The 20,846-nt window shown below is 70.6% G+C and carries 24 protein-coding genes; 13 read left to right on the top strand and 11 right to left on the bottom strand.

The window, feature by feature from the left end; translation table 11 throughout:
* Nucleotides 1–60 precede the first annotated feature (60 nt).
* Nucleotides 61–735, top strand: a complete 675-nt coding sequence (locus ABZU99_RS02305; RefSeq protein ID WP_355943411.1) for a DUF1707 domain-containing protein — start codon at nucleotides 61–63, stop codon at nucleotides 733–735.
* Nucleotides 736–913: 178 nt separating this feature from the next.
* Nucleotides 914–1,270 (top strand): WhiB family transcriptional regulator, encoded by a 357-nt coding sequence (locus ABZU99_RS02300; protein WP_355943409.1) that lies wholly within the window; start codon nucleotides 914–916, stop codon nucleotides 1,268–1,270.
* A gap of 113 nt (nucleotides 1,271–1,383) precedes the next feature.
* Here ABZU99_RS02300 and glpX read toward each other — a convergent pair whose 3' ends face one another.
* On the bottom strand, nucleotides 1,384–2,415 hold the full coding sequence (glpX, locus tag ABZU99_RS02295) for a class II fructose-bisphosphatase (RefSeq protein WP_355943407.1): 1,032 nt from the start codon (nucleotides 2,413–2,415) through the stop codon (nucleotides 1,384–1,386).
* Nucleotides 2,416–2,598: 183 nt separating this feature from the next.
* Here glpX and ABZU99_RS02290 point away from each other — a divergent pair, with 183 nt between their 5' ends.
* On the top strand, nucleotides 2,599–3,153 hold the full coding sequence (locus tag ABZU99_RS02290; protein WP_355943664.1) for a DUF4245 domain-containing protein: 555 nt from the start codon (nucleotides 2,599–2,601) through the stop codon (nucleotides 3,151–3,153).
* Nucleotides 3,154–3,181: 28 nt separating this feature from the next.
* On the opposite strand, the gene ABZU99_RS02285 is transcribed toward ABZU99_RS02290, so the two are convergent.
* The 3 genes from ABZU99_RS02285 to xseA form a co-directional block, all read right to left on the bottom strand.
* Complete coding sequence (locus ABZU99_RS02285) at nucleotides 3,182–3,772, bottom strand: malonic semialdehyde reductase (RefSeq protein ID WP_355943405.1); 591 nt, start codon at nucleotides 3,770–3,772, stop codon at nucleotides 3,182–3,184.
* Between the two features lie 100 nt (nucleotides 3,773–3,872).
* Nucleotides 3,873–4,142: an exodeoxyribonuclease VII small subunit gene (locus tag ABZU99_RS02280; RefSeq protein ID WP_355943403.1), complete on the bottom strand. Its 270-nt coding sequence runs from the start codon at nucleotides 4,140–4,142 to the stop codon at nucleotides 3,873–3,875.
* Nucleotides 4,143–4,152: 10 nt separating this feature from the next.
* A complete protein-coding gene (gene xseA, locus ABZU99_RS02275) occupies nucleotides 4,153–5,373 on the bottom strand; it encodes an exodeoxyribonuclease VII large subunit (RefSeq protein ID WP_355943402.1) in 1,221 nt (406 codons plus the stop codon).
* Nucleotides 5,374–5,426: 53 nt separating this feature from the next.
* Here xseA and ABZU99_RS02270 point away from each other — a divergent pair, with 53 nt between their 5' ends.
* On the top strand, nucleotides 5,427–6,446 hold the full coding sequence (locus tag ABZU99_RS02270; protein ID WP_356044165.1) for a 4-hydroxy-3-methylbut-2-enyl diphosphate reductase: 1,020 nt from the start codon (nucleotides 5,427–5,429) through the stop codon (nucleotides 6,444–6,446).
* Entirely contained in the window at nucleotides 6,443–7,225 is a 783-nt protein-coding gene (gene ppgK, locus ABZU99_RS02265; protein ID WP_355943398.1) for a polyphosphate--glucose phosphotransferase, read from the top strand. Before ABZU99_RS02270 ends, ppgK begins: the two co-directional genes overlap by 4 nt.
* Here the strand turns inward: ppgK and ABZU99_RS02260 are convergent.
* A complete protein-coding gene (locus tag ABZU99_RS02260; RefSeq protein WP_355943396.1) occupies nucleotides 7,131–7,808 on the bottom strand; it encodes a DUF6542 domain-containing protein in 678 nt (225 codons plus the stop codon). The genes ppgK and ABZU99_RS02260 overlap by 95 nt on opposite strands.
* 183 nt (nucleotides 7,809–7,991) lie before the next feature.
* Here ABZU99_RS02260 and ychF point away from each other — a divergent pair, with 183 nt between their 5' ends.
* The gene (ychF, locus tag ABZU99_RS02255; protein WP_355943394.1) at nucleotides 7,992–9,080 is read left to right on the top strand and encodes a redox-regulated ATPase YchF; all 1,089 of its coding nucleotides are present in this window, start codon (nucleotides 7,992–7,994) and stop codon (nucleotides 9,078–9,080) included.
* Nucleotides 9,081–9,243: 163 nt separating this feature from the next.
* On the opposite strand, the gene ABZU99_RS02250 is transcribed toward ychF, so the two are convergent.
* From ABZU99_RS02250 to ABZU99_RS02230, 5 genes are read right to left on the bottom strand one after another with little or no spacing between them, the layout of a single operon-like run.
* Nucleotides 9,244–9,636: a PIN domain-containing protein gene (locus ABZU99_RS02250; protein WP_356044173.1), complete on the bottom strand. Its 393-nt coding sequence runs from the start codon at nucleotides 9,634–9,636 to the stop codon at nucleotides 9,244–9,246.
* Entirely contained in the window at nucleotides 9,633–9,899 is a 267-nt protein-coding gene (locus ABZU99_RS02245; protein WP_355943390.1) for a hypothetical protein, read from the bottom strand. The genes ABZU99_RS02250 and ABZU99_RS02245 overlap by 4 nt, the downstream gene beginning before the upstream one ends.
* Before the next feature lie 43 nt (nucleotides 9,900–9,942).
* Nucleotides 9,943–10,425 (bottom strand): hypothetical protein, encoded by a 483-nt coding sequence (locus ABZU99_RS02240; protein WP_355943388.1) that lies wholly within the window; start codon nucleotides 10,423–10,425, stop codon nucleotides 9,943–9,945.
* The gene (locus ABZU99_RS02235) at nucleotides 10,422–10,811 is read right to left on the bottom strand and encodes a TraR/DksA family transcriptional regulator (RefSeq protein ID WP_355943386.1); all 390 of its coding nucleotides are present in this window, start codon (nucleotides 10,809–10,811) and stop codon (nucleotides 10,422–10,424) included. The genes ABZU99_RS02240 and ABZU99_RS02235 overlap by 4 nt, the downstream gene beginning before the upstream one ends.
* Nucleotides 10,812–10,835: 24 nt before the next feature.
* A complete protein-coding gene (locus ABZU99_RS02230; RefSeq protein ID WP_355943384.1) occupies nucleotides 10,836–11,675 on the bottom strand; it encodes an MBL fold metallo-hydrolase in 840 nt (279 codons plus the stop codon).
* Nucleotides 11,676–11,867: 192 nt separating this feature from the next.
* Between ABZU99_RS02230 and ABZU99_RS02225 the strand changes: the two genes are divergently transcribed.
* The gene (locus ABZU99_RS02225; protein WP_355943382.1) at nucleotides 11,868–12,023 is read left to right on the top strand and encodes a DUF6131 family protein; all 156 of its coding nucleotides are present in this window, start codon (nucleotides 11,868–11,870) and stop codon (nucleotides 12,021–12,023) included.
* Nucleotides 12,024–12,159: 136 nt separating this feature from the next.
* Here the strand turns inward: ABZU99_RS02225 and ABZU99_RS02220 are convergent, their stop codons facing one another.
* Nucleotides 12,160–13,530, bottom strand: a complete 1,371-nt coding sequence (locus ABZU99_RS02220) for a M1 family metallopeptidase (protein WP_356044233.1) — start codon at nucleotides 13,528–13,530, stop codon at nucleotides 12,160–12,162.
* A gap of 257 nt (nucleotides 13,531–13,787) precedes the next feature.
* Between ABZU99_RS02220 and ABZU99_RS02215 the strand changes: the two genes are divergently transcribed.
* From ABZU99_RS02215 to ABZU99_RS02190, 6 genes are all read left to right on the top strand, one after another.
* Nucleotides 13,788–14,540 (top strand): GntR family transcriptional regulator, encoded by a 753-nt coding sequence (locus ABZU99_RS02215; protein ID WP_355943378.1) that lies wholly within the window; start codon nucleotides 13,788–13,790, stop codon nucleotides 14,538–14,540.
* A gap of 325 nt (nucleotides 14,541–14,865) precedes the next feature.
* Nucleotides 14,866–16,569: an APC family permease gene (locus tag ABZU99_RS02210; RefSeq protein WP_355943376.1), complete on the top strand. Its 1,704-nt coding sequence runs from the start codon at nucleotides 14,866–14,868 to the stop codon at nucleotides 16,567–16,569.
* A 148-nt stretch (nucleotides 16,570–16,717) separates the two neighbouring features.
* Nucleotides 16,718–16,900, top strand: a complete 183-nt coding sequence (locus ABZU99_RS02205; protein WP_355943374.1) for an SPOR domain-containing protein — start codon at nucleotides 16,718–16,720, stop codon at nucleotides 16,898–16,900.
* A 45-nt stretch (nucleotides 16,901–16,945) separates the two neighbouring features.
* Nucleotides 16,946–17,344, top strand: coding sequence for a (deoxy)nucleoside triphosphate pyrophosphohydrolase (locus ABZU99_RS02200; protein ID WP_355943373.1), 399 nt, complete (start codon nucleotides 16,946–16,948; stop codon nucleotides 17,342–17,344).
* 139 nt (nucleotides 17,345–17,483) lie between these two features.
* Nucleotides 17,484–17,918, top strand: coding sequence for an ATP-binding protein (locus ABZU99_RS02195; protein ID WP_356044179.1), 435 nt, complete (start codon nucleotides 17,484–17,486; stop codon nucleotides 17,916–17,918).
* A gap of 170 nt (nucleotides 17,919–18,088) precedes the next feature.
* A complete protein-coding gene (locus tag ABZU99_RS02190) occupies nucleotides 18,089–20,782 on the top strand; it encodes a SpoIIE family protein phosphatase (protein ID WP_356044182.1) in 2,694 nt (897 codons plus the stop codon).
* The last annotated feature ends 64 nt before the right edge of the window (nucleotides 20,783–20,846 follow it).

Here is a 20,846-nt window from a genome sequence, read left to right as displayed (position 1 = left end):
GTGGGCACGATGACTCTCGCCCCCTAGTCGCGATAGATCGCGACTGGGTAGTCTGAGCGCGTGGATGAGCAGCAGCCGGTGCCCCTGACCAAGTCCGCCCCCGCCTCCGTGCCCGCGCCCGCCCCGGCGTCGGCGCTTCGCGCCTCCGACGCGGATCGCGATCGGATCGCGGACATCCTGCGGGAGGCCCTCGCCGAGGGGCGGCTTCAGCCCGAGGAACACGCCGAGCGGATCGACGCGGTCTACCGGGCCAAGACCGTCGGCGAACTGGAGCCCCTGGTCCGTGATCTGCCGGCCGCCCCCGTCCGCGGCGCCGGGCCGGCGGGGCCCGGGCGTGACGCGGAGGCCGGGGGCCGGCCCCGTACCTCGCCCCAGGCGGAGAACCTGGTGGCGATCTTCGGCGGTGCGATGCGCAAGGGCCGCTGGCGGGTCAGGCGCCGTACGAACGTCTTCGCGCTCTTCGGCGGCGTCGAGATCGACCTCACCGAGGCGGTCTTCGAGCAGCGCGAGATCGTCATCCATGCCTCAGTGGTCTTCGGCGGTGTGGAGATCAAGGTCCCGGAGAACGTCACGGTGCACGGCTCGGGCGCCGGGATCTTCGGTGGTTTCGACGTCGCGACGTACGAGGCGCCGGATCCGGACGCCCCGGTCATCCAGGTCAGCGGCTTCGCGTTCTTCGGCGGTGTCGAGGCCAAGCCGAAGCGGGGAAAACGGCTCAAGAACCTGCGGGCGTAACGCCCGAAGAACGGCCGAGCGGAGCTAATTTCCGGGCGGGGCAACAGTGTGCATAAGCGCGCGCACAGCGGGTAAGGCTTGGTGCATCGTCTCTCGTACGGCTGATGGGGGTGTCAAGGGGGCCGTACGGCGCGAGGCGGGCAAGGGTGACCACCGGAGCCGTCGTCAGGAGTAGACCGTGCTGCAACCGCATCAGCCCCTGCTGGAAGCCGCCGTGCCCCCGCAGCGCATCCCCGCTCGGGAACAAGCCGGACCCTGGCACTCGGAGGCGGTGTGCCGCCGGGACGAGGCCGGGCTGTTCTTCGCTCCTTCCAAGGAGCCCACGGCTGCGAGGCTGTCGCGGGAGGAGGCCGCCAAGCGTGTCTGCGCGCGCTGCCCGGTCATGGTCGAGTGCCGGGAGCACGCCCTGCTCCAGCCCGAGCCGTACGGGGTGTGGGGCGGCCTGACCGCGGCCGAGCGCCGGGTCGTGCTGGCCCGCCGCCGGCGCCGGGAGGCCGAGCTGCAGCGTGCCGTGCGGGTCGCCGCCGCAGGGTGAACGTTTCGGTTGACGGGCCGGGCTCCGCCGGGAAGGCGGGACCCGGCCCGTGGCATGCCCGCACACCCGCACACCCGCACCCGCGGGCACGGGGGCGGCATGGGTGGCTCGGCTCAGCGGGCGCGCTCGAAGTCGACCGAGGCATAGGCGCGCAGCTTGGACAGCCGGTGGGTGGAGTCGATCTGCCGGATCGTGCCGGACTTGGACCGCATGACCAGCGACTGGGTGGTAGCGGTCTCCGCGCGGTACCGCACCCCGCGCAGCAGATCGCCGTCGGTGATCCCGGTGGCGACGAAGAAGACGTTGTCGCCGCTGACCAGGTCGTCGGTGGTCAGCACCTTGTCGAGGTCATGGCCCGCGTCGATGGCGCGCTGCCGCTCGTCGTCGTCCTTGGGCCACAGCTTGGCCTGGATGGTGCCGCCGAGGCACTTGATCGCGCAGGCCGCGATGATGCCCTCCGGGGTGCCGCCGATGCCCAGCAGCAGATCCACGCCGGTGCCCTCGCGCACAGCCATGATCGCGCCGGCCACGTCGCCGTCGGAGATGAACTTGATCCGGGCGCCCGCCTCGCGGATCTCCTTGACGATGCCCTCGTGCCGGGGGCGGTCGAGGACCACCACGGTCACGTCCTCCGGGCTGGACCTCTTCGCCTTGGCGATCCGGCGGATATTGACGCCGGGGGGCGCGGTGATGTCGACGAACTCGGCGGCCTCGGGGCCGGTGGCGAGCTTGTCCATGTAGAAGACCGCCGACGGGTCGAACATGGTGCCGCGCTCGGCGACCGCGAGCACGGAGACGGCGTTGGCCATGCCCTTGGCGGTGAGCGTGGTGCCGTCCACGGGGTCCACGGCCACGTCGCACTCCGGGCCGGTCCCGTCGCCCACGCGCTCACCGTTGAAGAGCATCGGGGCTTCGTCCTTCTCCCCTTCGCCGATGACCACGACGCCGTTCATCGACACGGTGTGCACGAGGGAGCGCATCGCCTTGACGGCGGCGCCGTCCGCGCCGTTCTTGTCGCCGCGGCCCACCCAGCGGCCGGAGGCCATGGCCCCCGCTTCGGTGACCCGGACGAGCTCCAGGGCGAGGTTGCGATCGGGAGCCGCGGGGCTGACCTCGAGCTGGGACGGCAGATGATGCTCGGTCATCGGAGCGCACCTTTCTGTACGGCGACGGCCGGAGGGCCCCTCCTCGCCGAAGACGCGCGAGGGGGAGAGGGTGCTCATGACTTTATCCGCTTATCGCCAGGGCGAGCAGTGGGCCCCACGTCTGAGCACGGCCCTGTTGCGGGGTGTGCCGGGCGGATGAGGGACGATAGGGGCGTGGCAGGTATGCGAGGCAAAGAGACGGTCCGGGACATGGTGCTGTCGCTGGCGGCGATCGGCGTCGTCGCGGCGGCCATCTATGTCTTCGGCATTCCGCACGACGAGGGCGACAAGGGCGCCGGCGTCAAGACAGTCGACTACCGGGTGGAGCTGGGCACGGCCCGGCGCGCGGCACCGTATGCGGTCTCCGCTCCCGAGCCCGGCGCTCTGCCCAAGGGCTGGCGTGCGACCTCGGTCACCTACCGCCCCACGGCCCCCGGCAGCGGCGCGGGAGAGGGCGGCGCGCTCTGGCACCTCGGCTTCCTGGACCCGGACCAGCAGTACGTCGCCGTCGAGCAGAGCGACGGCCGGCCGGTGCCGTTCATCGACGACGTCACCCAGCAGGCGCGGGAGACGAAGCACAAGCAGCGGATCGCCGGCAAGGAGTGGACCCGCTACGAGGGCGACAAGTACGACGCGCTGGTGAGCCGGGAGCCGGGTGTGACCACGGTGGTCGCAGGGACGGCGTCGTACGGGCAGCTGACGAAGATGGCCGCCGCGCTCGCCCCCAAGAAGGGCTGAGCACGGCGGCCGGGTGCCGCGGAGGCCGTCAGACCGTGGTGACGACCTGGTCGTAGTCCAGGCGCGGGCCACGCGGGTACGAGGCGTTTTCGCCCGGCTTGCCGATGTTGATCACCATCAGCGGGGTGTGGTCGTCGTCCAGGAACTCCTTCTGGACGCCGGCGGCGTCGAACCCGGTCATCGGGCCCGCGGCCAGACCGGCGGCGCGGATGCCCAGGATGAAGTAACCGGCCTGCAGCGAGGCATTGAGCGCCGCGGACTGCTGACGGGCGGTGCGCTCGGCGAAGAAGAGCTCCTTGGCCTGCGGGAAGGCCGGGAAGAGGGCCGGCAGCTCCTCGTGGAACTCATTGTCCGCGGCGAGGATCGCGACCAGCGGGGCGGTGGCGGTCTTGGGCTGGTTGCCCTCGGCCATGTGGGCGACCAGGCGCTCCCGGGCCTCGGGGGAGCGGACCAGGACGACCCGCAGCGGCGACTGGTTGAAGGCGGTCGGCGCGTACTTGACCAGGTCGTAGATCGCCTGCACCTGCTCCTCGGTCACCGGCTCGTCGGTGAAGGTGTTGGCGGTGTGGGCCTCGCGGAAGAGCAGGTCCTGGGCGGCGGGGTCAAGGGTGAGAGTCATGGAAAGAAACCTCTGCGTAAGCGGGGACGTCGCTGACGACACCCACTGTACGGCAATAGATTAACTTTCAACTAAAGCGGGCCGAGGCACCGCCCGACGATCAGCCCTCGCCCTCGTCCCCCGCGCCGCCCCCGCCGTGCGACTCGGCCAGCGCCGCGTCCAGCCGCGCCCGCGCGCCCTCCAGCCAGTGGCGGCAGACCTTCGCCAGCTCCTCACCGCGCTCCCACAGCGCCAGCGACTCCTCCAGGCTGGTGCCGCCCGCCTCCAGCCGGCGCACGACCTCGACCAGCTCGTCGCGCGCCTGCTCATAGCCCAGCGGGGACTGCTCGTCCCCCTGCCCGGCCGCCTTCTTCTCGTCCGTCTTCGCCATGTCCCTCACCCTATTCAGCCGGTCCGACAGCCACCCGCACGGTGAACTCGCCCTCGGAGACCCGCGCCCGCAGCTCCTCGTCCACCGTCACCTCGTCCGCCGCCCGCACCACCGATCCGTTTCCGTGCTGCAGCACCGCATAGCCGCGCCGCAGCGTCGCGGCGGGGGAGAGCGCCACCACCCGGGCACGGGTGTGCGTCAGCTCCGAATCCGCCCGGTCCAGCAGATGGCCCAGGCACCGCCGGGCGCGGTCGAGCACCGCCGCGATCTGCTCCGCGCGCTCGTCCACCATCCGGTGCGGCTGCTGCATGCACGGCCGGGCCAGCGCCGCCGTGAGCCCCCGCTCCTCCCGGTCCAGCACCCCGTTCACACTGCGCAGGGCGCGCTCGCGCAGATGCTGGATCCGCACCAGCTCCTCGCCCACATCCGGCACCACCTTCTTCGCCGCGTCGGTGGGGGTGGAGGCGCGCAGATCGGCGACCAGGTCGAGCAGCGGCGAGTCCGGCTCATGGCCGATCGCGGAGACCACCGGCGTACGGCACGCCGCCACGGCCCGGATCAGCTGCTCGTCGGAGAACGGCAGCAGATCCTCCACGCTGCCGCCGCCGCGTGCCACCACGATCACCTCCACCTCCGGCAGCGCGTCCAGCTCCTTGACCGCCTCGATCACCTGCGGCACCGCGTGCACCCCCTGCACCGCCACATTGCGCACCGCGAAGCGGACGGCGGGCCAGCGCAGCCGTGCGTTCTCCAGCACATCGCGCTCGGCGGCCGAGGCGCGCCCGCAGACCAGCCCTATCAGCCCGGGCAGAAAGGGCAGCGGCTTCTTGCGGTCGGCGGCGAACAGCCCCTCGGCCGCCAGCGCCTTCTTCAGCTGCTCAAGACGCGCCAGCAGCTCGCCGACCCCGACCGGCCTGATCTCGGTGGCCCGCAGGGACAGCTGACCGCGCGGCGCGTACCACTCGGGCTTGGCGTGCACCACGACCCGGGCGCCCTCGGAGACCGTGTCCGCGATCTTGTCGAAGACGGCGCGGAAGCAGGTGACGGTCAGCGAGATGTCGTACGACGGGTCGCGCAGCGTCAGGAACACCACCCCGGCGCCGGGGCGCCGGGACAGCTGGGTGATCTGCCCCTCGACCCACACCGCCCCGAGCCGGTCGATCCACCCCCCGATCAGCCGAGACACCTCGCCGACCGGGATCGGCTCCTGTGCGGACGTGTTGACAGCCATGACCGCGAGGGTAGCGGCCACCGCCGACAGCACCCCCGGTTCGCGCCCCTACCATGGGGGACATGACTGCAACCTCCGCCCGCCGGGTCCTGCTCGCCGCCCCGCGTGGCTACTGCGCCGGCGTCGACCGTGCCGTGATCGCCGTCGAGAAGGCCCTGGAGCAGTACGGCGCGCCGATCTATGTGCGCAAGGAGATCGTCCATAACAAATACGTCGTCCAGACCCTGGAGAAGAAGGGCGCGATCTTCGTCGACGAGACGGAGGAGGTGCCCGAGGGATCCATCGTGATCTTCTCGGCGCACGGTGTCGCGCCGGTCGTCCACGAGGAGGCGGCCCAGCGCAAGCTGGCCACCATCGACGCGACCTGCCCGCTGGTCACCAAGGTCCACAAGGAAGCCGTCCGGTTCGCCAAGGACGACTACGACATCCTCCTGATCGGCCACGAGGGCCATGAGGAGGTCATCGGCACCAGTGGCGAGGCGCCGGACCACATCACCCTGGTCGACGGTCCGGACGATGTGAAGAACGTCGAGGTCCGCGACGAGTCCAAGGTCGTCTGGCTGTCCCAGACCACCCTCTCGGTCGACGAGACCATGGAGACCGTGGACGCGCTCAAGGAGCGCTTCCCGCAGCTCATCAGCCCGCCCAGCGACGACATCTGCTATGCCACCCAGAACCGCCAGACCGCGATCAAGCAGGTGGCCGCCGAGTCCGACCTGGTCATCGTCGTCGGCTCCAAGAACTCCTCCAACTCGGTCCGGCTGGTCGAGGTCGCGCTCGGCGCCGGCGCCAAGGCCGGTCATCTGGTCGACTACGCGAGCGAGATCGACGAGGCGTGGCTGGAGGGCGTGAGGACGGTCGGCGTGACCTCGGGCGCCTCCGTGCCGGACGTGCTCGTCGAGGGCGTCCTGGAGTGGCTGGCGGAGCGCGGCTTCGGGGACGTGGAGGTCGTCCAGCCCATGCAGGAGAGCCTGACCTTCTCGCTCCCCAAGGAGCTGCGCCGGGACCTGCGGGCCGAGGCGGCCCTGACGGCCGGCACGGCCGGTCCCGCGGCGGGAGGGTCCGAGCGGTGACCACCGGAGGCGGCGGTCCCGCCGCGCAGGTGTTCGGTGTCGACATCGGCGGCTCCGGGATCAAGGGCGCGCCGGTCGACCTGGACCGCGGCGACCTCGCCGACGAGCGCCACAAGGTGCTCACCCCGCGGCCGTCCACGCCCGACGCGGTCGTGGACGGCGTGGTGGAGGTGACCCGGCACTTCCAGTGGTCCGGCGGGCCGGTCGGGGTGACCTTCCCCGGCGTGGTGACGGACGGGACGATCCGTACCGCCGCCAACGTCGACAAGAGCTGGATAGGCGTCGATCTGGTCGCCATGCTCGGCGAGCGGCTGGGCTGCCCGGTCACGGTGCTGAACGACGCGGACGCCGCCGGGGTCGCCGAGATGACCTTCGGCGCGGGCCGCGGACGCAGGGGCACGGTGATCGTGCTCACCTTCGGCACCGGCATCGGCAGCGCGGTCTTCACCGGCGGACACCTGGTGCCCAACACCGAACTGGGCCATCTGGAGCTCCATGGCCACGAGGCGGAGAAGCACGCCTCCAGCAAGGCCAAGGAGGACCACGACCTGAGCTGGGAGCAGTGGGCGCACCGGGTGCAGACCTACCACCAGCACCTGGAGATGCTCTTCTCGCCGGAGCTGTTCGTGATCGGCGGCGGGGTGAGCCGCAAGGCCCACAAGTTCCTGCCGCTGATCGAGGGGGTCAGAGCCGAGATCGTGCCTGCGCAGCTGCAGAACAACGCGGGGATCGTGGGAGCCGCGATGGCCGCGGCCGAGTCTGCCGGCGGCGCTGGATGACCAGCGCGGCCCGGCGTACGAGCACGATCAGCGCCGTCAGCAGCGTCCCGGCGTAGAGCCAGCCGGCGTTCAGGGACAGCGCGGTGAAGACGCCCACCGCCTGGCCGCCGAACCCCCGCGCGCCGTCGTTGATCGGCACCAGCCCGACCGTGTAGGCCAGCGGCACCGTCACCGGCCCGGCGAGCAGATCGGCGGGGCGCACCCACAGCCCGCAGGCCAGGCACGCCAGCAGGAAGAAGACGCTGTACACGGTCACGGAGCCGGAGAACAGCAGCCCGTCCACGCATCCGACCCCCAGCATGGCCAGCGGGGTCAGCAGCCCCGCCCCGAGCCCGGTGAGGCGGGGGCTGGGCAGTGTGCGGCCGCGCAGGGCGGTGCGCAGCGAGGCGGCCCCGCCGCCCGCGCCGGCCGGGTCGCCGCGCCGCCCCGGAGCGCGCGGCGCCCTCGGCGCCCGGGAGGCGGCACCCGCGCCGCCTCTGCTCTGCCCCGCGCTCCGGCCTCGGCCCGTATACGTGTCGTCCGCGGCCGGGCGGGGCGGCGGGGCCGCCGCACGGCGGGGCGTACGTGTGCTGTAGTACTCCACCCGACCAACGTAGGTCGACGGAGGGTGGGAATCCGCCTATGGACACGCCTTCGCAGGACCTTGGCAGTGTGTTCGACCGATGATCGGCCCGGGTGGGTGATCGGATGCGGCCCCGTAGACTGGTGGACCGGCCCCCCGGGGCCCGTCCCTGACCTCACATTCTCGCTACGGGAAGTCGCCAACGTGTCGCTCACGATCGGAATCGTCGGTCTGCCGAATGTCGGCAAGTCGACCCTGTTCAACGCCCTGACCAAGAACGACGTGCTGGCGGCCAACTACCCGTTCGCCACCATCGAGCCCAACGTCGGCGTCGTGGGCGTCCCCGACCCCCGCCTCGACAAGCTCGCCGAGCTCTTCGGCTCGGCCCGCAAGCTCCCCGCCACCGTCGACTTCGTCGACATCGCCGGGATCGTCAAGGGTGCGTCGGAGGGCGAGGGCCTGGGCAACAAGTTCCTGGCGAACATCCGTGAGTCCGACGCCATCTGCCAGGTCATCCGCGCCTTCAAGGACGAGAACGTCGTCCATGTCGACGGCAAGGTCTCGCCCAAGAGCGACATCGAGACGATCAACACCGAGCTGATCCTCGCCGACCTCCAGACCATCGAGAAGGTGCTGCCGCGCCTGGTCAAGGAGTCCCGGATCCAGAAGGACAAGCAGGCCCAGGTCAAGGCCGTCGAAGAGGCCAAGGCCATCCTCGACGAGGGCCGCACCCTCTTCTCCGCCGGCATCGTCCAGGGCAGCGAGCGCGCCGCCGTCCTCCATGAGCTGCACCTGCTCACCACCAAGCCCTTCCTCTACGTCTTCAACGTCGACGAGGAAGAGCTGATCGACGAGTCCTTCAAGGCCGAGCAGCGCGCCCTCGTCGCCCCGGCCGAGGCGATCTTCCTCAACGCCAAGCTGGAAGCCGACCTCGCCGAGCTCGACGACGAGGAGGCCCTCGAGCTCCTCCAGTCCGTGGGCCAGGAAGAGCCGGGCCTGGCCACCCTCGCCCACGTCGGCTTCCGCACCCTGGGCCTCCAGACCTATCTCACCGCAGGCCCCAAGGAATCGCGCGCCTGGACCATCAAGCGGGGCGCCACGGCCCCGGAGGCCGCCGGTGTGATCCACACCGACTTCCAGAAGGGCTTCATCAAGGCCGAGGTCATCTCCTTCGAGGAACTGGTCGAAACGGGCTCGGTTGCCGAAGCCCGCGCGGCCGGCAAGGCCCGTATGGAGGGCAAGGACTATGTGATGCGGGACGGCGACGTCGTGGAGTTCAGGTTCAATGTGTAATTTTTGAATTACTGTACGTTAATGCTGTTCTTTTAATGTGCCGGGTTTGGGGTCGAGTCTTCCGCGCGTGTTTGGCACTATTCGGGACTGGTGACTGTCACTGTTCGGACGGTGCCGTTCGCGGCGCGATTCCGAGTGCACGTCTCCTATGGATCACAGGTGGCTAGACGGTGCGGATGACAGGGGCGGGTTTGATGTCCTGGGCGTCGATGAGGGCGCGGATGTCGTCTGGGTCCGAGGTCCAGATGATGGCGCCGAGGCTGGCTGCCATGGTTACGACGGTGCCGTCGACGATGTTGGAGGTGCCCGCCTTGCCGCAGAGGATTCCTGCGGTTTTGGCGGTTTCGAGGCCGACGGGTACGACGTGGCACCCGGCGAGAAACTTGCCGAGTCTGACCTGACGGCGGGAGTCCCGCCATGCCTGGCTGACGACGATGGACGGGACGTGGATGTCCCGTCCGTCTTCCAGGGCCAGGCTGTGGCGGGCCCACATGCGTCGGTCGTCGTTGTCGATGGCGATGAGTACCCCGGCGTCGTACAGGTAGGGGATGTTCACGCGGCCGAGGCTCCCGCGCTGCTGAGGTACTCGGCGTCGGCGGCGGCCAGGTCCGCGCGGGCGGCGGCGAGCTCTTCCGGGGTGAAGGCGCCGTGTTCGGCCTGCCACTCCTGGATGACGGCCCGGCCGGCCCGCAGGCGCAGCTCGCGTTCGGCTGCTCCGGCGACGAGGCGGGAGAGTGGGATGCCTTCTTCCTCGGCGGCTCCGGCCAGGGCTTCGACCAGGGATTCGTCGAGAGTGATAGTCACCTTCTTGGTAGCCATACATCAACCATAGCGCGGTATGGCCTTCGTGCTGATGCACGGATCACGTGCCGGCGAGCGCGGAGGGCGTGAGCGCATCCAGCGAGGAGGGCCTCGCCGACTCGATGGCCCGCGGTGCTGCGGGTGAGGCTGGGTCCACATTCGCCGGAAAGAGCGGATTAGTGATGAATGTCTTGCTCGACCGTGAGGTGGTGGTGCACGGTTTCGAGCACGGGCCAGGCGAAGGATCGGGGCTTGGGTGGCGAACGGCCAGCGCCCGAGCGAGGCCCTGGCCTTCTCCACCGAGTGCCGACGGTCCGGTTTCGTCAGGATCCGTTGGCAGGTCAGCGCCAAAGCTCGCCGCGATGACTGCCGCACGGTCTTCGTACCGCTCAAGCACCGGGCGGAGGGTGAGTACCGGGACGTCCCGGTAGCCCCGTTCGTCGAGCAGGAGATCGACGACCACCTGTCGCGGTGGGAGCCGGTGCCCGTGGCCTTCACCGGTCAGCGGGGCAGGCGACGGCGACTGGAGGTCTTCTTCGGTCATGGAGCCCCCGTACCCGTTTCCCGTTGTTCGGTGCAGGCGACGCACAGCTCGGCATGCGGCAGGGCCATCACGCGCTCTCGTCCGATGGGGGCGCCGCACGCGGTGCACAGGCCGAAGGTCTGGTCCCGGATGCGGGCAAGGGCGGCGAGGGTCCGGTGCAGGAGGGCTTCGGCGGCCTGGACGCGGATGTGCAGTTCCTGGATGGTGACGGCTTTCGCGCTCGTGTCCGCGGCGTCCAGGTCGCAGTCGGCGCGCAGCGTCGACTCCGTGTCGCGGGCGCCGGCGACCTCCGTGCGGAGCCGGTCTCGCTGAGCGGACAGGGCGGCCGTCGCCGCTTCGAGGTCTTCCGGTCCCAGTGGGCTTCCGTTCGCTCGTGGGCCGTTCATCGCGTACTCCTGCCGTTCCGACCGCTACGGGGCGACGGGGCCGGCGGCGGTGATGGTGACGCGGTCGCCGCGGTCGCACGGCACCAGGGTGGCCGGGAATCCCGGGCGGTGCGTCTCCCAGAGGAAGTCGGAGAGCGGTGAGCGCATGACGGTGTAGTCGTCGTAGTGCACGGGCAGCACGTGGTGCGGCTCCACGGTCTCCACCAGCTCGGCTCCCTGGATGGCGTCCATCGTCACGATCACTCCACCGGGGAATCGCGTGCCGCCGAGGTGGACCACCGCCAGATGTACGTCCGGGCAGCGGCGGGCGATCTGGTGGATGCCCGGGAACATGACGGTGTCGCCGGTGATGTAGAGGCGCAGCCGGACGGGGCCGCCGGGGGTGCCGAACTCCAGCAGGCTGCCCATGACCGGCGGCAGCAGGACATGTACGCCGGCCGGGCCGTGCCGTCCGGGGAGGGCGGTGACCCGTACCTGGGTTTCGTCGCGGATCAGGACGTGGTCGTGCCAGGTGGGCAGGCCGGTCGCGCGGCTGAAGCCGTGCAGCGCCTGGAGGCGCCGGGAGGCGTGCGGGGTGGTGAGGATGGGCAGCGCACGGTCCAGTTTCCGGCGGACGGTGCGGTCCCAGTGGTCCCCGTGCAGATGGGACAGGACCACGGCGTCCAGGTCCGCCGGAAGGTCTTCGATGCGCAGTGCTGGTTCGGTCAGCCGCCGGGAGACCAGCCCTTTGCCCAGGTAGGCGTATTGCCCTCGGTGCAGGAAGTTGGGGTCGGTCAGCAGGGTCAGGGTCCCGTAGCGGATGAGCAGGGTGGCATTGCCGATGAAGAGGATCTCGGCGGCCCCCGGGGGTGGCGCTGAACTCATGGGTCGACCTCCGTCTTCTGTTCCGGCCGGGCTGCCGGGCCGGGACGAGTACCCCTCGGAAGGAGACACGCCCGCGGGCCGATGGGACGAAAGGACCCGGGCGGCGATCAGCGGTGGATCCGGCCTGGTGGCCGGGGAGCCGATGCGGGCAGATAGTGGAAGTGGAGCATTCCTGAAAGATCGGAGGACTCCATGATCGCCCTTGGAATCATTCTTCTCATCATCGGGTTGCTGACGGGCATCCACGTCCTGTGGACCATTGGGATCATCCTCCTTGTCATCGGAGCGATCCTGTGGATCCTGGGCGCTGTCGGGCGGCCGGTCGGCGGACGACGGCACTACTGGTAGCGAAGTCGGCCCTGCGTTGCGCGGCGGCCGGGCTCTTCGGAACCCGGCCGCTCGTTTCTTCACAGAGCTCTGAGACATCGCCGCGGGTGAGCCGAGCCGCTCTTCAGGCCGTCCGGTCAACAAGGCGCTGCCGTCGTCAGGGCATCTTCGGCTTCCCGTCCCGGTAGAGCCAGACCTCGAAGAGATGGCCGAGGTCTTTGCCCGATGCCCGCTCGCACAGGGCGATGAACCGGCCGGTGCCGGCGTTCGCGTGGCGATGATCCTTCAGCCAGGTGCGAAGGATGGTGAAGAAGGTCTTGTCGCCGACCGCCTGGCGGAGTTTGTGGAGGACCATGGCGCCGCGGCCGTAGACGGGCGGGTCCGAGAGGTGCTCGGCGCTGGGCGGGGCGGCGGGCGGGAAGTCCCAGATGCCGTCGGACTCGTCGTCCGTGCCGTCGTAGAAGTCGTCGAAGATCTGCTGGGCGGTGCGGCCGTCGTGGTCCTCCTCCCAGAGCCATTCGGCGTAGGTGGCGAAGCCCTCGTTGAGCCACATGTCCTTCCATGCGCGGGGGGTGACCGAGTCGCCGAACCACTGGTGGGCGAGTTCATGGACGATCAGGGCCTCGTCCGGGGCGCCGTCGAAGTACGGCCTGGTCTGGGTCTCCAGCGCGTAGCCGAGGTCGGGCAGGTGGTCGACGATCAGGCCGGTGGAGGAGAAGGGGTAGCGGCCGAAGGTGCGGCTTCCCCAGTCGATGACGTCGGTGATCTGACCGGGGAGGCGGCCGGTGCCGTCGGCCTCGGTGGGGTCGACGGCGAGGTACTGGGGGGTGCCGTCACCGGTGGTCGTGGTATGGATGTCGAAGCGGCCGATGGCGACGGTGGCGAGGTAGCCGGCCATGGGCTCGCCGCTGTGCCACTGGAAGGTGGTGCGGCCGCCGTGGGTGTCCTGGCGTTTCAGCTCGCCGTTGGAGACAGCGGTGAGGCCCTTGGGGACGGTGACGGCGATGTCGTACGTGGCCTTGTCGGACGGGTGGTTGTTGCCGGGGAACCAGGTCATGGAGCCGGTCGGCTCGCCGAGGCCCACGGCGCCGTCGTCCGTCCCGATCCATCCCTCCTTGGAGCCGTCCGGGTCGGTGAGGGTCTTCGGGGTGCCGTCGTAGACGACCGTGGCGGTGAAGGTACGGCCCTTGGGGAGGGCGGCGGCGGGGGTCAGGGTCAGCTCGGTGCCGCCGCGGGCGGTCTTGGCCGGGCGGCCGTTCACCGTGGCCTCGCGGACCCGCAGCCCGGCGAGATCGAGGTGGAAGGAGGACAGCGCGCGGGTGGCGCGGGCGGTGATCCGGGCGGTGCCCTTGAGGTGCCGGGAGTCGGGCTCGTAGTTCAGGGCGAGGCGGTAGCCGGTCACGTCGTAGCCGCCGTTGCCGAGCTTGGGGAAGAGGGTGTCGCCGACCCCGGCCGCGCCCGGGCCGGCGCCGTCGCCGGCGGGTGCGTCCCGGGCGCCCGCGCCGCCGGTGCAGGCCGCGCAGAGCATGAGGAGCAGGGCGCCGGGCAGGACTCGCTTGAGGAGCAGGGCGCCGGGCAGGACTCGTAGGGAAGGGCGAGCGGGCACGGACGGCTCCTCGGGGAAGTGAGCTGGCGGTCGCCAATGAAACCCGCTGCACGGACGCTTGTCGAAGTAAACGTCCCTGAACTGCAGTTCACCACTTCCGGTGAAGCTCTGGCCTCCAGTTGCATTCCGCAACCCTGGGTTGCCAAGCTGTTGCTGACTGTCAACCACAGGGAGTGCACGTGGCCTTTGGTGACCAGCCCGCATATCTCCGCGTCGCCGACGATCTGCGGAAGAAGATCGCCGCGGGCGAGCTGCCGCCGCATGCGCGCCTTCCCTCCCAGGCCCGGATCCGGGAGGAGTACGGGGTCTCCGACACCGTCGCCCTGGAGGCCCGCAAGGTGCTGATGGCCGAGGGGCTGGTGGAGGGCCGCTCCGGCTCGGGCACCTATGTGCGCGACCAGCCCGTGCCGCGCCATCTGGTCCGCACCGGCTTCCATGTGGCGGGTGAGTCCACCCCGTTCCGGCAGGAGCAGGCCGACGACCGGATCATCGGCACCTGGGAGTCCGTGAGCGAGCGGGAGGACACCGGGCCGGAGATCGCCGAGCGGCTGCGCATCGCGCCCGGCGACCGGGTGATGCGCACCCGCTATGTGTTCCGGGCGGCCGGTGAGGCGGTGATGCTCTCCACGTCCTGGGAGCCGCTGGCGGTCACCGGCCGTACGCCCGTCATGCTGCCCGAGGAGGGCCCGCTGGCCGGGCGCGGTGTGGTCGAGCGGATGGCCGCCCTCGACCTGGTGGTGGACAACGTGGCGGAGGAGGTCGGCGCGCGGCCCGGCCGGGCGGAGGAGGTGCTGGAGCTCGGCGGGGTGCCGGGCCATGCGGTGCTCGTCATCTCCCGGACGTTCTTCGCGGGCGGCCGCCCGGTCGAGACGGCGGATGTCGTCGTGCTGGCCGAGCGCTATCGGATCGCCTACCACCTGCCGGTGAAGTGACCCGGGGACCGCAGGCGCCGGATGGCCGGGCACCGGTTCACCGGCGCTGTTCACCGGAAGTTGGCGCGATCTCGATCACCGCCTTCTTGGGGGTATTTCGGCGGGGGCCGTCTGCTCGCTGTGCTGCTCCCTGGGCGCCGAGTGCGGCGATGTCATGTCTGCCGTAAGGAGCCCCGGGGTCAGACGGTGCTGATGCCGCTGCCCACCGTCCGTACGACGCTGGTTATCGACAAGTAGCTACGGTTCCCGCGCCCCTTATGGCAAAGCTCACAGAAGCCCATGTCAGAGGGGTTATCGGAAGATGATCATCCGTTTCGCTCGTACGATGGCGCGGATTGTTTCCGGTCGTCGGGGGGCGAAGGGAGTGTCAGGAGCGGTGAGCACGGAGCAGGGTTCCCACTCGCATTATCGAAGGTCGCTCGGTCCGGTGGCCCTCACCGCCGTGGGCCTCGGGTCCATCATCGGCTCCGGCTGGCTGTTCGGTGCCGAGCGGGCCGCGGCGCTCGCGGGGCCGGCCGCCATCCTGGCCTGGGTGATCGGCGCGGCCGTCGCGCTGACCATCGCCCTGACCTACTCCGAGCTGGGTTCGATGTTCCCCAAGGCCGGCGGCATGGTCCGGTACGGCCAGTACTCGCACGGCTCGCTCGCCGGATACCTGGCCGCCTGGGCCAACTGGATCGCCATCGTCTCCGTGATCCCGGGTGAGGCGACCGCCTCCGTCCAGTACATGAGCTCCTGGAGCTTCGGCTGGGCCCAGGGGCTGTACGACGGGAAGGAGCTGACCGGCAGCGGCGTCGCGCTCGCGTCCGTGCTGCTGCTCTTCTACTTCTTCCTCAACTGGTTCGCGATCACCCTCTTCGCCAAGACCAACACCGCGATCACCGTCTTCAAGGTCGTCGTTCCGGCCCTGACCGCCGGTGCCCTGCTGCTGTCGCACTTCGACACCGGCAACGTCAGCGGTCATGGCGGCTTCACCCCCAACGGTTGGAGCGCGGTGTTCTCCGCCGTCGCCGTCTCCGGCATCGTCTGGGCCTACAACGGCTTCCAGTCCCCGCTCAACATGGCGGGCGAGGCGCGCAACCCAGGGAAGTCGCTCCCCAAGGCCGTCATCAGCTCGATCCTCATCGCGCTGGTGATCTACGTGGCGCTGCAGATCGCCTTCCTGGCCGCCGTCCCGGCGGCCGACCTGGCCCACGGCGGCTGGTCCGGTCTGTCGTTCAACTCCCCGCTCGCCGACCTCTCCCTGGCCTGGGGCCTGAACTGGCTGGCGATGCTGCTCTACGCCGACGCCTTCATCTCCCCGTCCGGCACCGGCATGATCTACGCGGCCACCACCTCCCGGATGGTCCAGGGCGTCCAGGAGAACGGCCATCTGCCGGGGATCTTCGGCCGCATCGACGCCAAGACCGGCATCCCGCGCCCGGCGCTGCTGCTCAACCTCGTGATCGCCTTCATCTTCCTCGCGGTCTTCCGCGGCTGGGGCTCGCTGGCCGAGATCGTCTCCGTGGCGACCGTGATCTCGTACATCACCGGCCCCGTCGCCGTGATGTCGCTGCGCCGTCTCTCCCCGGAGCTGCCGCGCCCGGTGAAGCTGCGCGCCATGCCGGTCATCGCGCCGATCGCGATGGTCTTCGGCTCGCTGGTGCTGTACTGGGCCCGCTGGCCGCTCACCGGCAAGGTCATCCTCATCATGGCGATCGGTCTGCCGGTCTGGGCCTGGTACGAGCTGCGCAAGCCGTGGGCCGAGCTGCGCCCGCATCTGGCCGCCGGCGCCTGGATGGTGACCTATCTGCTGGTCATGGCGGCGGTGTCATGGGCCGGCGGCAAGGAGTTCGGCGGCCGTGGCTATCTGCCCGAGGGCTGGGACATCCTGGTCGTCGCCATGATCGGCCTCGCCTTCTACGTCTGGGGTATCCGCAGCGCCTGGCGCAATCCCTCGCTGCTGGAGGCCGAGCGGGAGCTGGCCGACGCCCCCGCCGACGAGGCGAGCGACGAGCGCGACCGAGTGGAGGCCGCCGCCCGCGTCTGAGGGCATGGCCGGATGCGTGCCTCCTCGTAAGAACACGTATCCGCTGAGTGAAGGTAGGGCGTAGGCTCGGGCATATGCGGATCGGGATTTCCTTAACGGTGTCGCGGAGGCCTGTGCCCGGGCGCGCCACGGCGGAGGGGGCGGGGAGATGAGTGACGGGAACGCTGTGCTGCCCTGGCTCGTCATTCGCCAGGACCACAACGGCAATCGCTACCGCGTCGGCCGCTACGCCACGAGGACGGAGGCCCAGGAGGTGGCCGACCGGCTTCACTCCCAGGGCCAGGAGCAGCTCTATGTGGTCGAGCGGACCGCGTCCCGTCAGTCCGGCTAGCCCCGAAGGCTCCGGGCCCCTCGCGGCCCCGCCAGGGTGCCGCGCATGAGCGTGCGTGTGGTGGTGGGCGGAGCCGTGTTCGACCAGGGGCGGCTGCTGGCCGCGCGGCGCAGCGCCCCGCCCGAGCTCGCCGGCCGCTGGGAGCTGCCGGGCGGCAAGGCCGAGCCCGGGGAGACCCCGCAGCAGACCCTGGTACGCGAGCTGCGGGAGGAGCTGGGTGTCGAGGTCGAGCCGCTGGAGCCGCTGCCGGGCGAATGGGCCCTGCGACCCGGCTATGTCCTGCGGGTGTGGACCGCGGCCCTGCGCTCGGGTGAACCGCGTCCGCTGGAGGACCACGACGAGCTGCGCTGGCTCACCCCCGACCGGGTGGACGAGGTGGACTGGCTGGACCAGGACCGTCCGGCGGTGGCCGAGGCCGTCCGTCGGCTGCGCGCGGAACGGTAGCCTCCGCGCGCCCTCGAACACACCCGCCCGCACTCCCGATGAGCCCGTTTCGGGCGGTACGCCGACCCGGATATCGGGTATGTGCTGATTAACCTCCCTGAATCCATACATTCCGGCGGGGGCTTCACAGGGGCTGGAAGTGATCGGCGTGAGTGAGAGCGCAGAGGTGGCCGGGCGGGTGCCCGGTTTCGCCGAGTGGGTCTTCCCCGCCGAGCCGGGGTCCGTGCACGCCGCCCGCTGCCTGGTCCGTGCGTCGCTGGACGACTGGGGACTGTCGGCCGTGAGCGATGTGACGGTGCTGCTCGTGAGCGAACTGGTCACCAATTCGCTGCGGTACGCGAGCGGTCCGATCGGTCTGCGCATGTACGCCCGTCGCGAAAAGGCCGCGTCGGATTCCGTACTGATGGTCGAAGTGTCGGATCCGCTGGCCGAGCTGCCCCATGAGCGCATGGCCTCCTCCCAGGACGAGGGCGGCCGTGGCCTGCGCTTGGTCGCCGGCACCGCGCTCCGTTGGGGGACCAGACCACGCCCTGCCGGAAAAACCGTGTGGTTCGAGTTGCCTCTGCCTGGTTAGGAGTGTGGGGGAGGCGCTGATCTTGAGCGCTTAACCAAAAGCAGGGACGGACACCGATGGCGGGCTGAGATAGTGCTGTGATCGTGAAGACCGTACTCCGGATGGCCGTTGTGCTGGATACTCGGCTATCTGAAGCCGGTCGGAGCACCTGAGCCGGAGGGGACGGGCGCATGAGCGAGAAGCCAGCGGGGGCTGATATGCCCGAGGAGACGGTTGGTTCGCAGGTGTCGCCAGTGTCGCCAGTGTCGCAGGTGTCGCCCATGTCGCTGATGTCCGCCGTATGGCAGAGCAGCCCCCCCGGCTCCATCTATGACTTCATCAGGGTCGCCTCCTTCTCGCTGGGGCCCGACGGCCGGATCTCGCAGTGGAGCGAGCGCGCCACGGAGCTGCTGGGGCTGACGGCCCGCCAGGCCGTCGGCAAGGACCCGGTGGAGGCGTTCGTGCCGCCCGAGTTGCGGGAGACCGGCCATCGCAAGGTCGCCGACATCCTGGACGGCCGGGAGTGGACCGGGCTCGTCCCCTACCGGAGCCCCGGGGCGCCGAACGGCCACGGTATCGCCGAGGTCTATGTCATGCCCTCTCAGGACGAGCGGGGCGAGCGCTCCGCGCTGTGTATCGCGGTCGACATGGGCGCACTGCGCGGGCTGGAGACCGATCTTGCCGCTTCGCAGGCGGTTTTCGGTCAATCTCCGCTCGGTTTCTTCCTGTTCGGTACCGATCTGACCATGCTTCGGGTCAACGAGCGCTTTGCGAAGGTTTTCGGCCGCCCCGCCGACGCGTACCGCGGCGCGACCCCGCACGATCTGCTGCCGCGCAGCGAGGCCGAGCGGCTGGGCGCCGCCCTCCGCCAGGTCCTGGACAGTGGGCAGTCGCTGACGGACATGCCGATCGTGGGGGACGTGCCGACCAGCCCCGACCGCCGCCGCTGGTCGGTGTCGTTGTACCGGCTGCACAGCAGCTCGGGCCGCCCCATCGGGGTCGCCGGGCTCGCCACGGATGTCACCGGCCGTCGCCGCGCCGAACAGGAGGCCGCGGGCGTACGCCGCAACCTCGCCCTGCTGAACGAGGCCGGCGCCCGAATAGGCACCTCGCTCGACCTGGAGACCACCGCCCGCGAGCTGCTGGACGTGGCCGTCCCGCAGTTCTGCGATCTGGCCTCCGTCGACCTCTACCAGGGGCTGCTCTCCGGTGACGAGACCCCGCCGGGGCTGGCCGACGGCAGCGCGGAGCTGCGCCGGGTCGCCTTCGCCAGCGCCGTCTCGGACGGCCCGGTCGCCTTCGGCGACATCTACCGCACCGACCAGGACGATGGCGGGGTGCCCAAGCCCATCCAGGTCGGCGAGGTGCACCGCTACCCCTTCAACTCCCTGTGCGCCCATGCCCTGCGCACCGCTCAGGTCAAGGTCGTCCCCGGGCGCGACAGCGGCGAGAGCGGCGAACTCGGTGCCATGCTGCAGTCCACCCTCGTGGTGCCGATGGTCGCGCGGGACACGGTCGTCGGCCTCGCCCAGTTCTCCCGTACGAAGGGCAGCGAGCCCTTCGGCGAGCGGGACCGCGCGCTCGCCGTCGAGCTGGCCGCCCGCGCCGCCGTCTCCATCGACAACGCCCGCCTCTACCGCAGGGAGCACGAGCGCGCGCTGATACTGCAGCGCAGCCTGCTCCCGCCGGGCGACCCCGAGGCCGCCGGGCTCGACATCGCCTGCCGCTATCTGCCGGGGAACGCGGCGACCGAGGTGGGCGGCGACTGGTTCGACGTCATCGAGCTGCCCGGCCACCGGACCGCGCTGGTGGTCGGCGATGTGATGGGGCGGGGCCTGCGCGCCGCCGTCGCGATGGGCGAGCTGCGCACCGCCGTACGCACCCTGGCCCTGCTCGACCTGGAGCCCGCCGAGGTGCTCTCCGCGCTCGACGAGATCGCCCGTGGGCTCGGCGAGCCCGGCGGCGGCTCGCACGGCAGCGCGCGCTCCGGCTCACGCGCCCTCGCGCGCGGCGGCCGGGCCGCCGACGGCTCCTCCGATCTGTCCGAGGTCTACCTCGCCACCTGTGTCTACGCCGTCTACGACCCCATCACCCGCCGCTGCACCTTCGCCAACGCCGGGCATCTGCCGCCCGTCGTCGTCGAACCGGGGGAGAACGCGCTGCTGATGGAGGTGCCGCCCGGGATGCCGCTCGGCGTCGGCGGCGAGCCCTTCGAGGAGATCGAGGTCGAGCTGCCGGACGGCGCCCTGCTGGCCCTCTACACCGACGGCCTCGTCGAATCCCGGGATCACGCCCTCGACGAGGGCCTCCAGGACTTCCGTACGGCGCTGTCCACGCACGACGGCGCGGGATGCCCCGACAGCTCTCTGGAGGACATCTGCGACCACGTCCTCAGCAGCCTGGACACCCATCACGGCGAGGACGACATCGCCCTGCTGATGGCCCGGGTGCGGGGTCTGCCGTCCGACTCGGTCGGCGACTGGAAGCTGCCGAGCGATCCGCAGTCCGTCGGCCGCGCCCGTGAACTGGCCCGTGAGCAGCTGGAGTCCTGGGGCATGGACGAGCTGGTGGACACCACCGAGCTGCTGGTCAGCGAGTTGGTGACCAACGCCCTGCGGTACGGCGAGGGCGAGATACGGCTACGGCTGCTGCTGGATCGCACCCTGGTGTGCGAGGTCTGGGACGGCGGCCTGGTCCAGCCCCGGCGGCGGCGCGCCCGCGACACGGACGAGGGCGGCCGCGGGCTCCAGCTGGTCGGTCTGCTCAGCGCGGGCTGGGGCAGCCGGCGCACCCCGCACGGCAAGACGGTCTGGTTCGAACTGGCCCTCCCCGACGGCCAGTCCCAGGGCCCGGACTCGGTGGAGGCCCTGCTCAGCCTCTGGTGAGGGACGCCACGGCGGGTCCGGACTCGGTGGAGGCCCTGCTCAGCCTCTGGCGAGGGACGCTACG

The sequence above is a fragment of the Streptomyces sp. NPDC005266 genome (assembly GCF_040607655.1).
GTDB lineage: Bacteria > Actinomycetota > Actinomycetes > Streptomycetales > Streptomycetaceae > Streptomyces.
This window is presented reverse-complemented; position numbering and strand designations above follow the sequence as displayed.

What these genes read in the sequence shown, in the direction of transcription:
- ABZU99_RS02235 (WP_355943386.1), bottom strand. Translation starts at nt 10,811, where the DNA reads ATGAACGGCCCACGAGCGAACGGAAGCCCACTGGGACCGGAAGACCTC.
- ABZU99_RS02190 (WP_356044182.1), top strand. Translation starts at nt 18,089, where the DNA reads ATGAGCGAGAAGCCAGCGGGGGCTGATATGCCCGAGGAGACGGTTGGT.
- ABZU99_RS02285 (WP_355943405.1), bottom strand. Translation starts at nt 3,772, where the DNA reads ATGACTCTCACCCTTGACCCCGCCGCCCAGGACCTGCTCTTCCGCGAG.
- ABZU99_RS02280 (WP_355943403.1), bottom strand. Translation starts at nt 4,142, where the DNA reads ATGGCGAAGACGGACGAGAAGAAGGCGGCCGGGCAGGGGGACGAGCAG.
- glpX (WP_355943407.1), bottom strand. Translation starts at nt 2,415, where the DNA reads ATGACCGAGCATCATCTGCCGTCCCAGCTCGAGGTCAGCCCCGCGGCT.
- ABZU99_RS02200 (WP_355943373.1), top strand. Translation starts at nt 16,946, where the DNA reads ATGAGCGTGCGTGTGGTGGTGGGCGGAGCCGTGTTCGACCAGGGGCGG.
- ABZU99_RS02220 (WP_356044233.1), bottom strand. Translation starts at nt 13,530, where the DNA reads ATGCTCTGCGCGGCCTGCACCGGCGGCGCGGGCGCCCGGGACGCACCC.
- ABZU99_RS02240 (WP_355943388.1), bottom strand. Translation starts at nt 10,425, where the DNA reads ATGACCGAAGAAGACCTCCAGTCGCCGTCGCCTGCCCCGCTGACCGGT.
- ABZU99_RS02210 (WP_355943376.1), top strand. Translation starts at nt 14,866, where the DNA reads ATGGCGCGGATTGTTTCCGGTCGTCGGGGGGCGAAGGGAGTGTCAGGA.
- ABZU99_RS02290 (WP_355943664.1), top strand. Translation starts at nt 2,599, where the DNA reads ATGCGAGGCAAAGAGACGGTCCGGGACATGGTGCTGTCGCTGGCGGCG.
- ABZU99_RS02225 (WP_355943382.1), top strand. Translation starts at nt 11,868, where the DNA reads ATGATCGCCCTTGGAATCATTCTTCTCATCATCGGGTTGCTGACGGGC.
- xseA (WP_355943402.1), bottom strand. Translation starts at nt 5,373, where the DNA reads ATGGCTGTCAACACGTCCGCACAGGAGCCGATCCCGGTCGGCGAGGTG.
- ABZU99_RS02205 (WP_355943374.1), top strand. Translation starts at nt 16,718, where the DNA reads ATGAGTGACGGGAACGCTGTGCTGCCCTGGCTCGTCATTCGCCAGGAC.
- ABZU99_RS02230 (WP_355943384.1), bottom strand. Translation starts at nt 11,675, where the DNA reads ATGAGTTCAGCGCCACCCCCGGGGGCCGCCGAGATCCTCTTCATCGGC.
- ABZU99_RS02270 (WP_356044165.1), top strand. Translation starts at nt 5,427, where the DNA reads ATGGGGGACATGACTGCAACCTCCGCCCGCCGGGTCCTGCTCGCCGCC.
- ABZU99_RS02245 (WP_355943390.1), bottom strand. Translation starts at nt 9,899, where the DNA reads ATGGCTACCAAGAAGGTGACTATCACTCTCGACGAATCCCTGGTCGAA.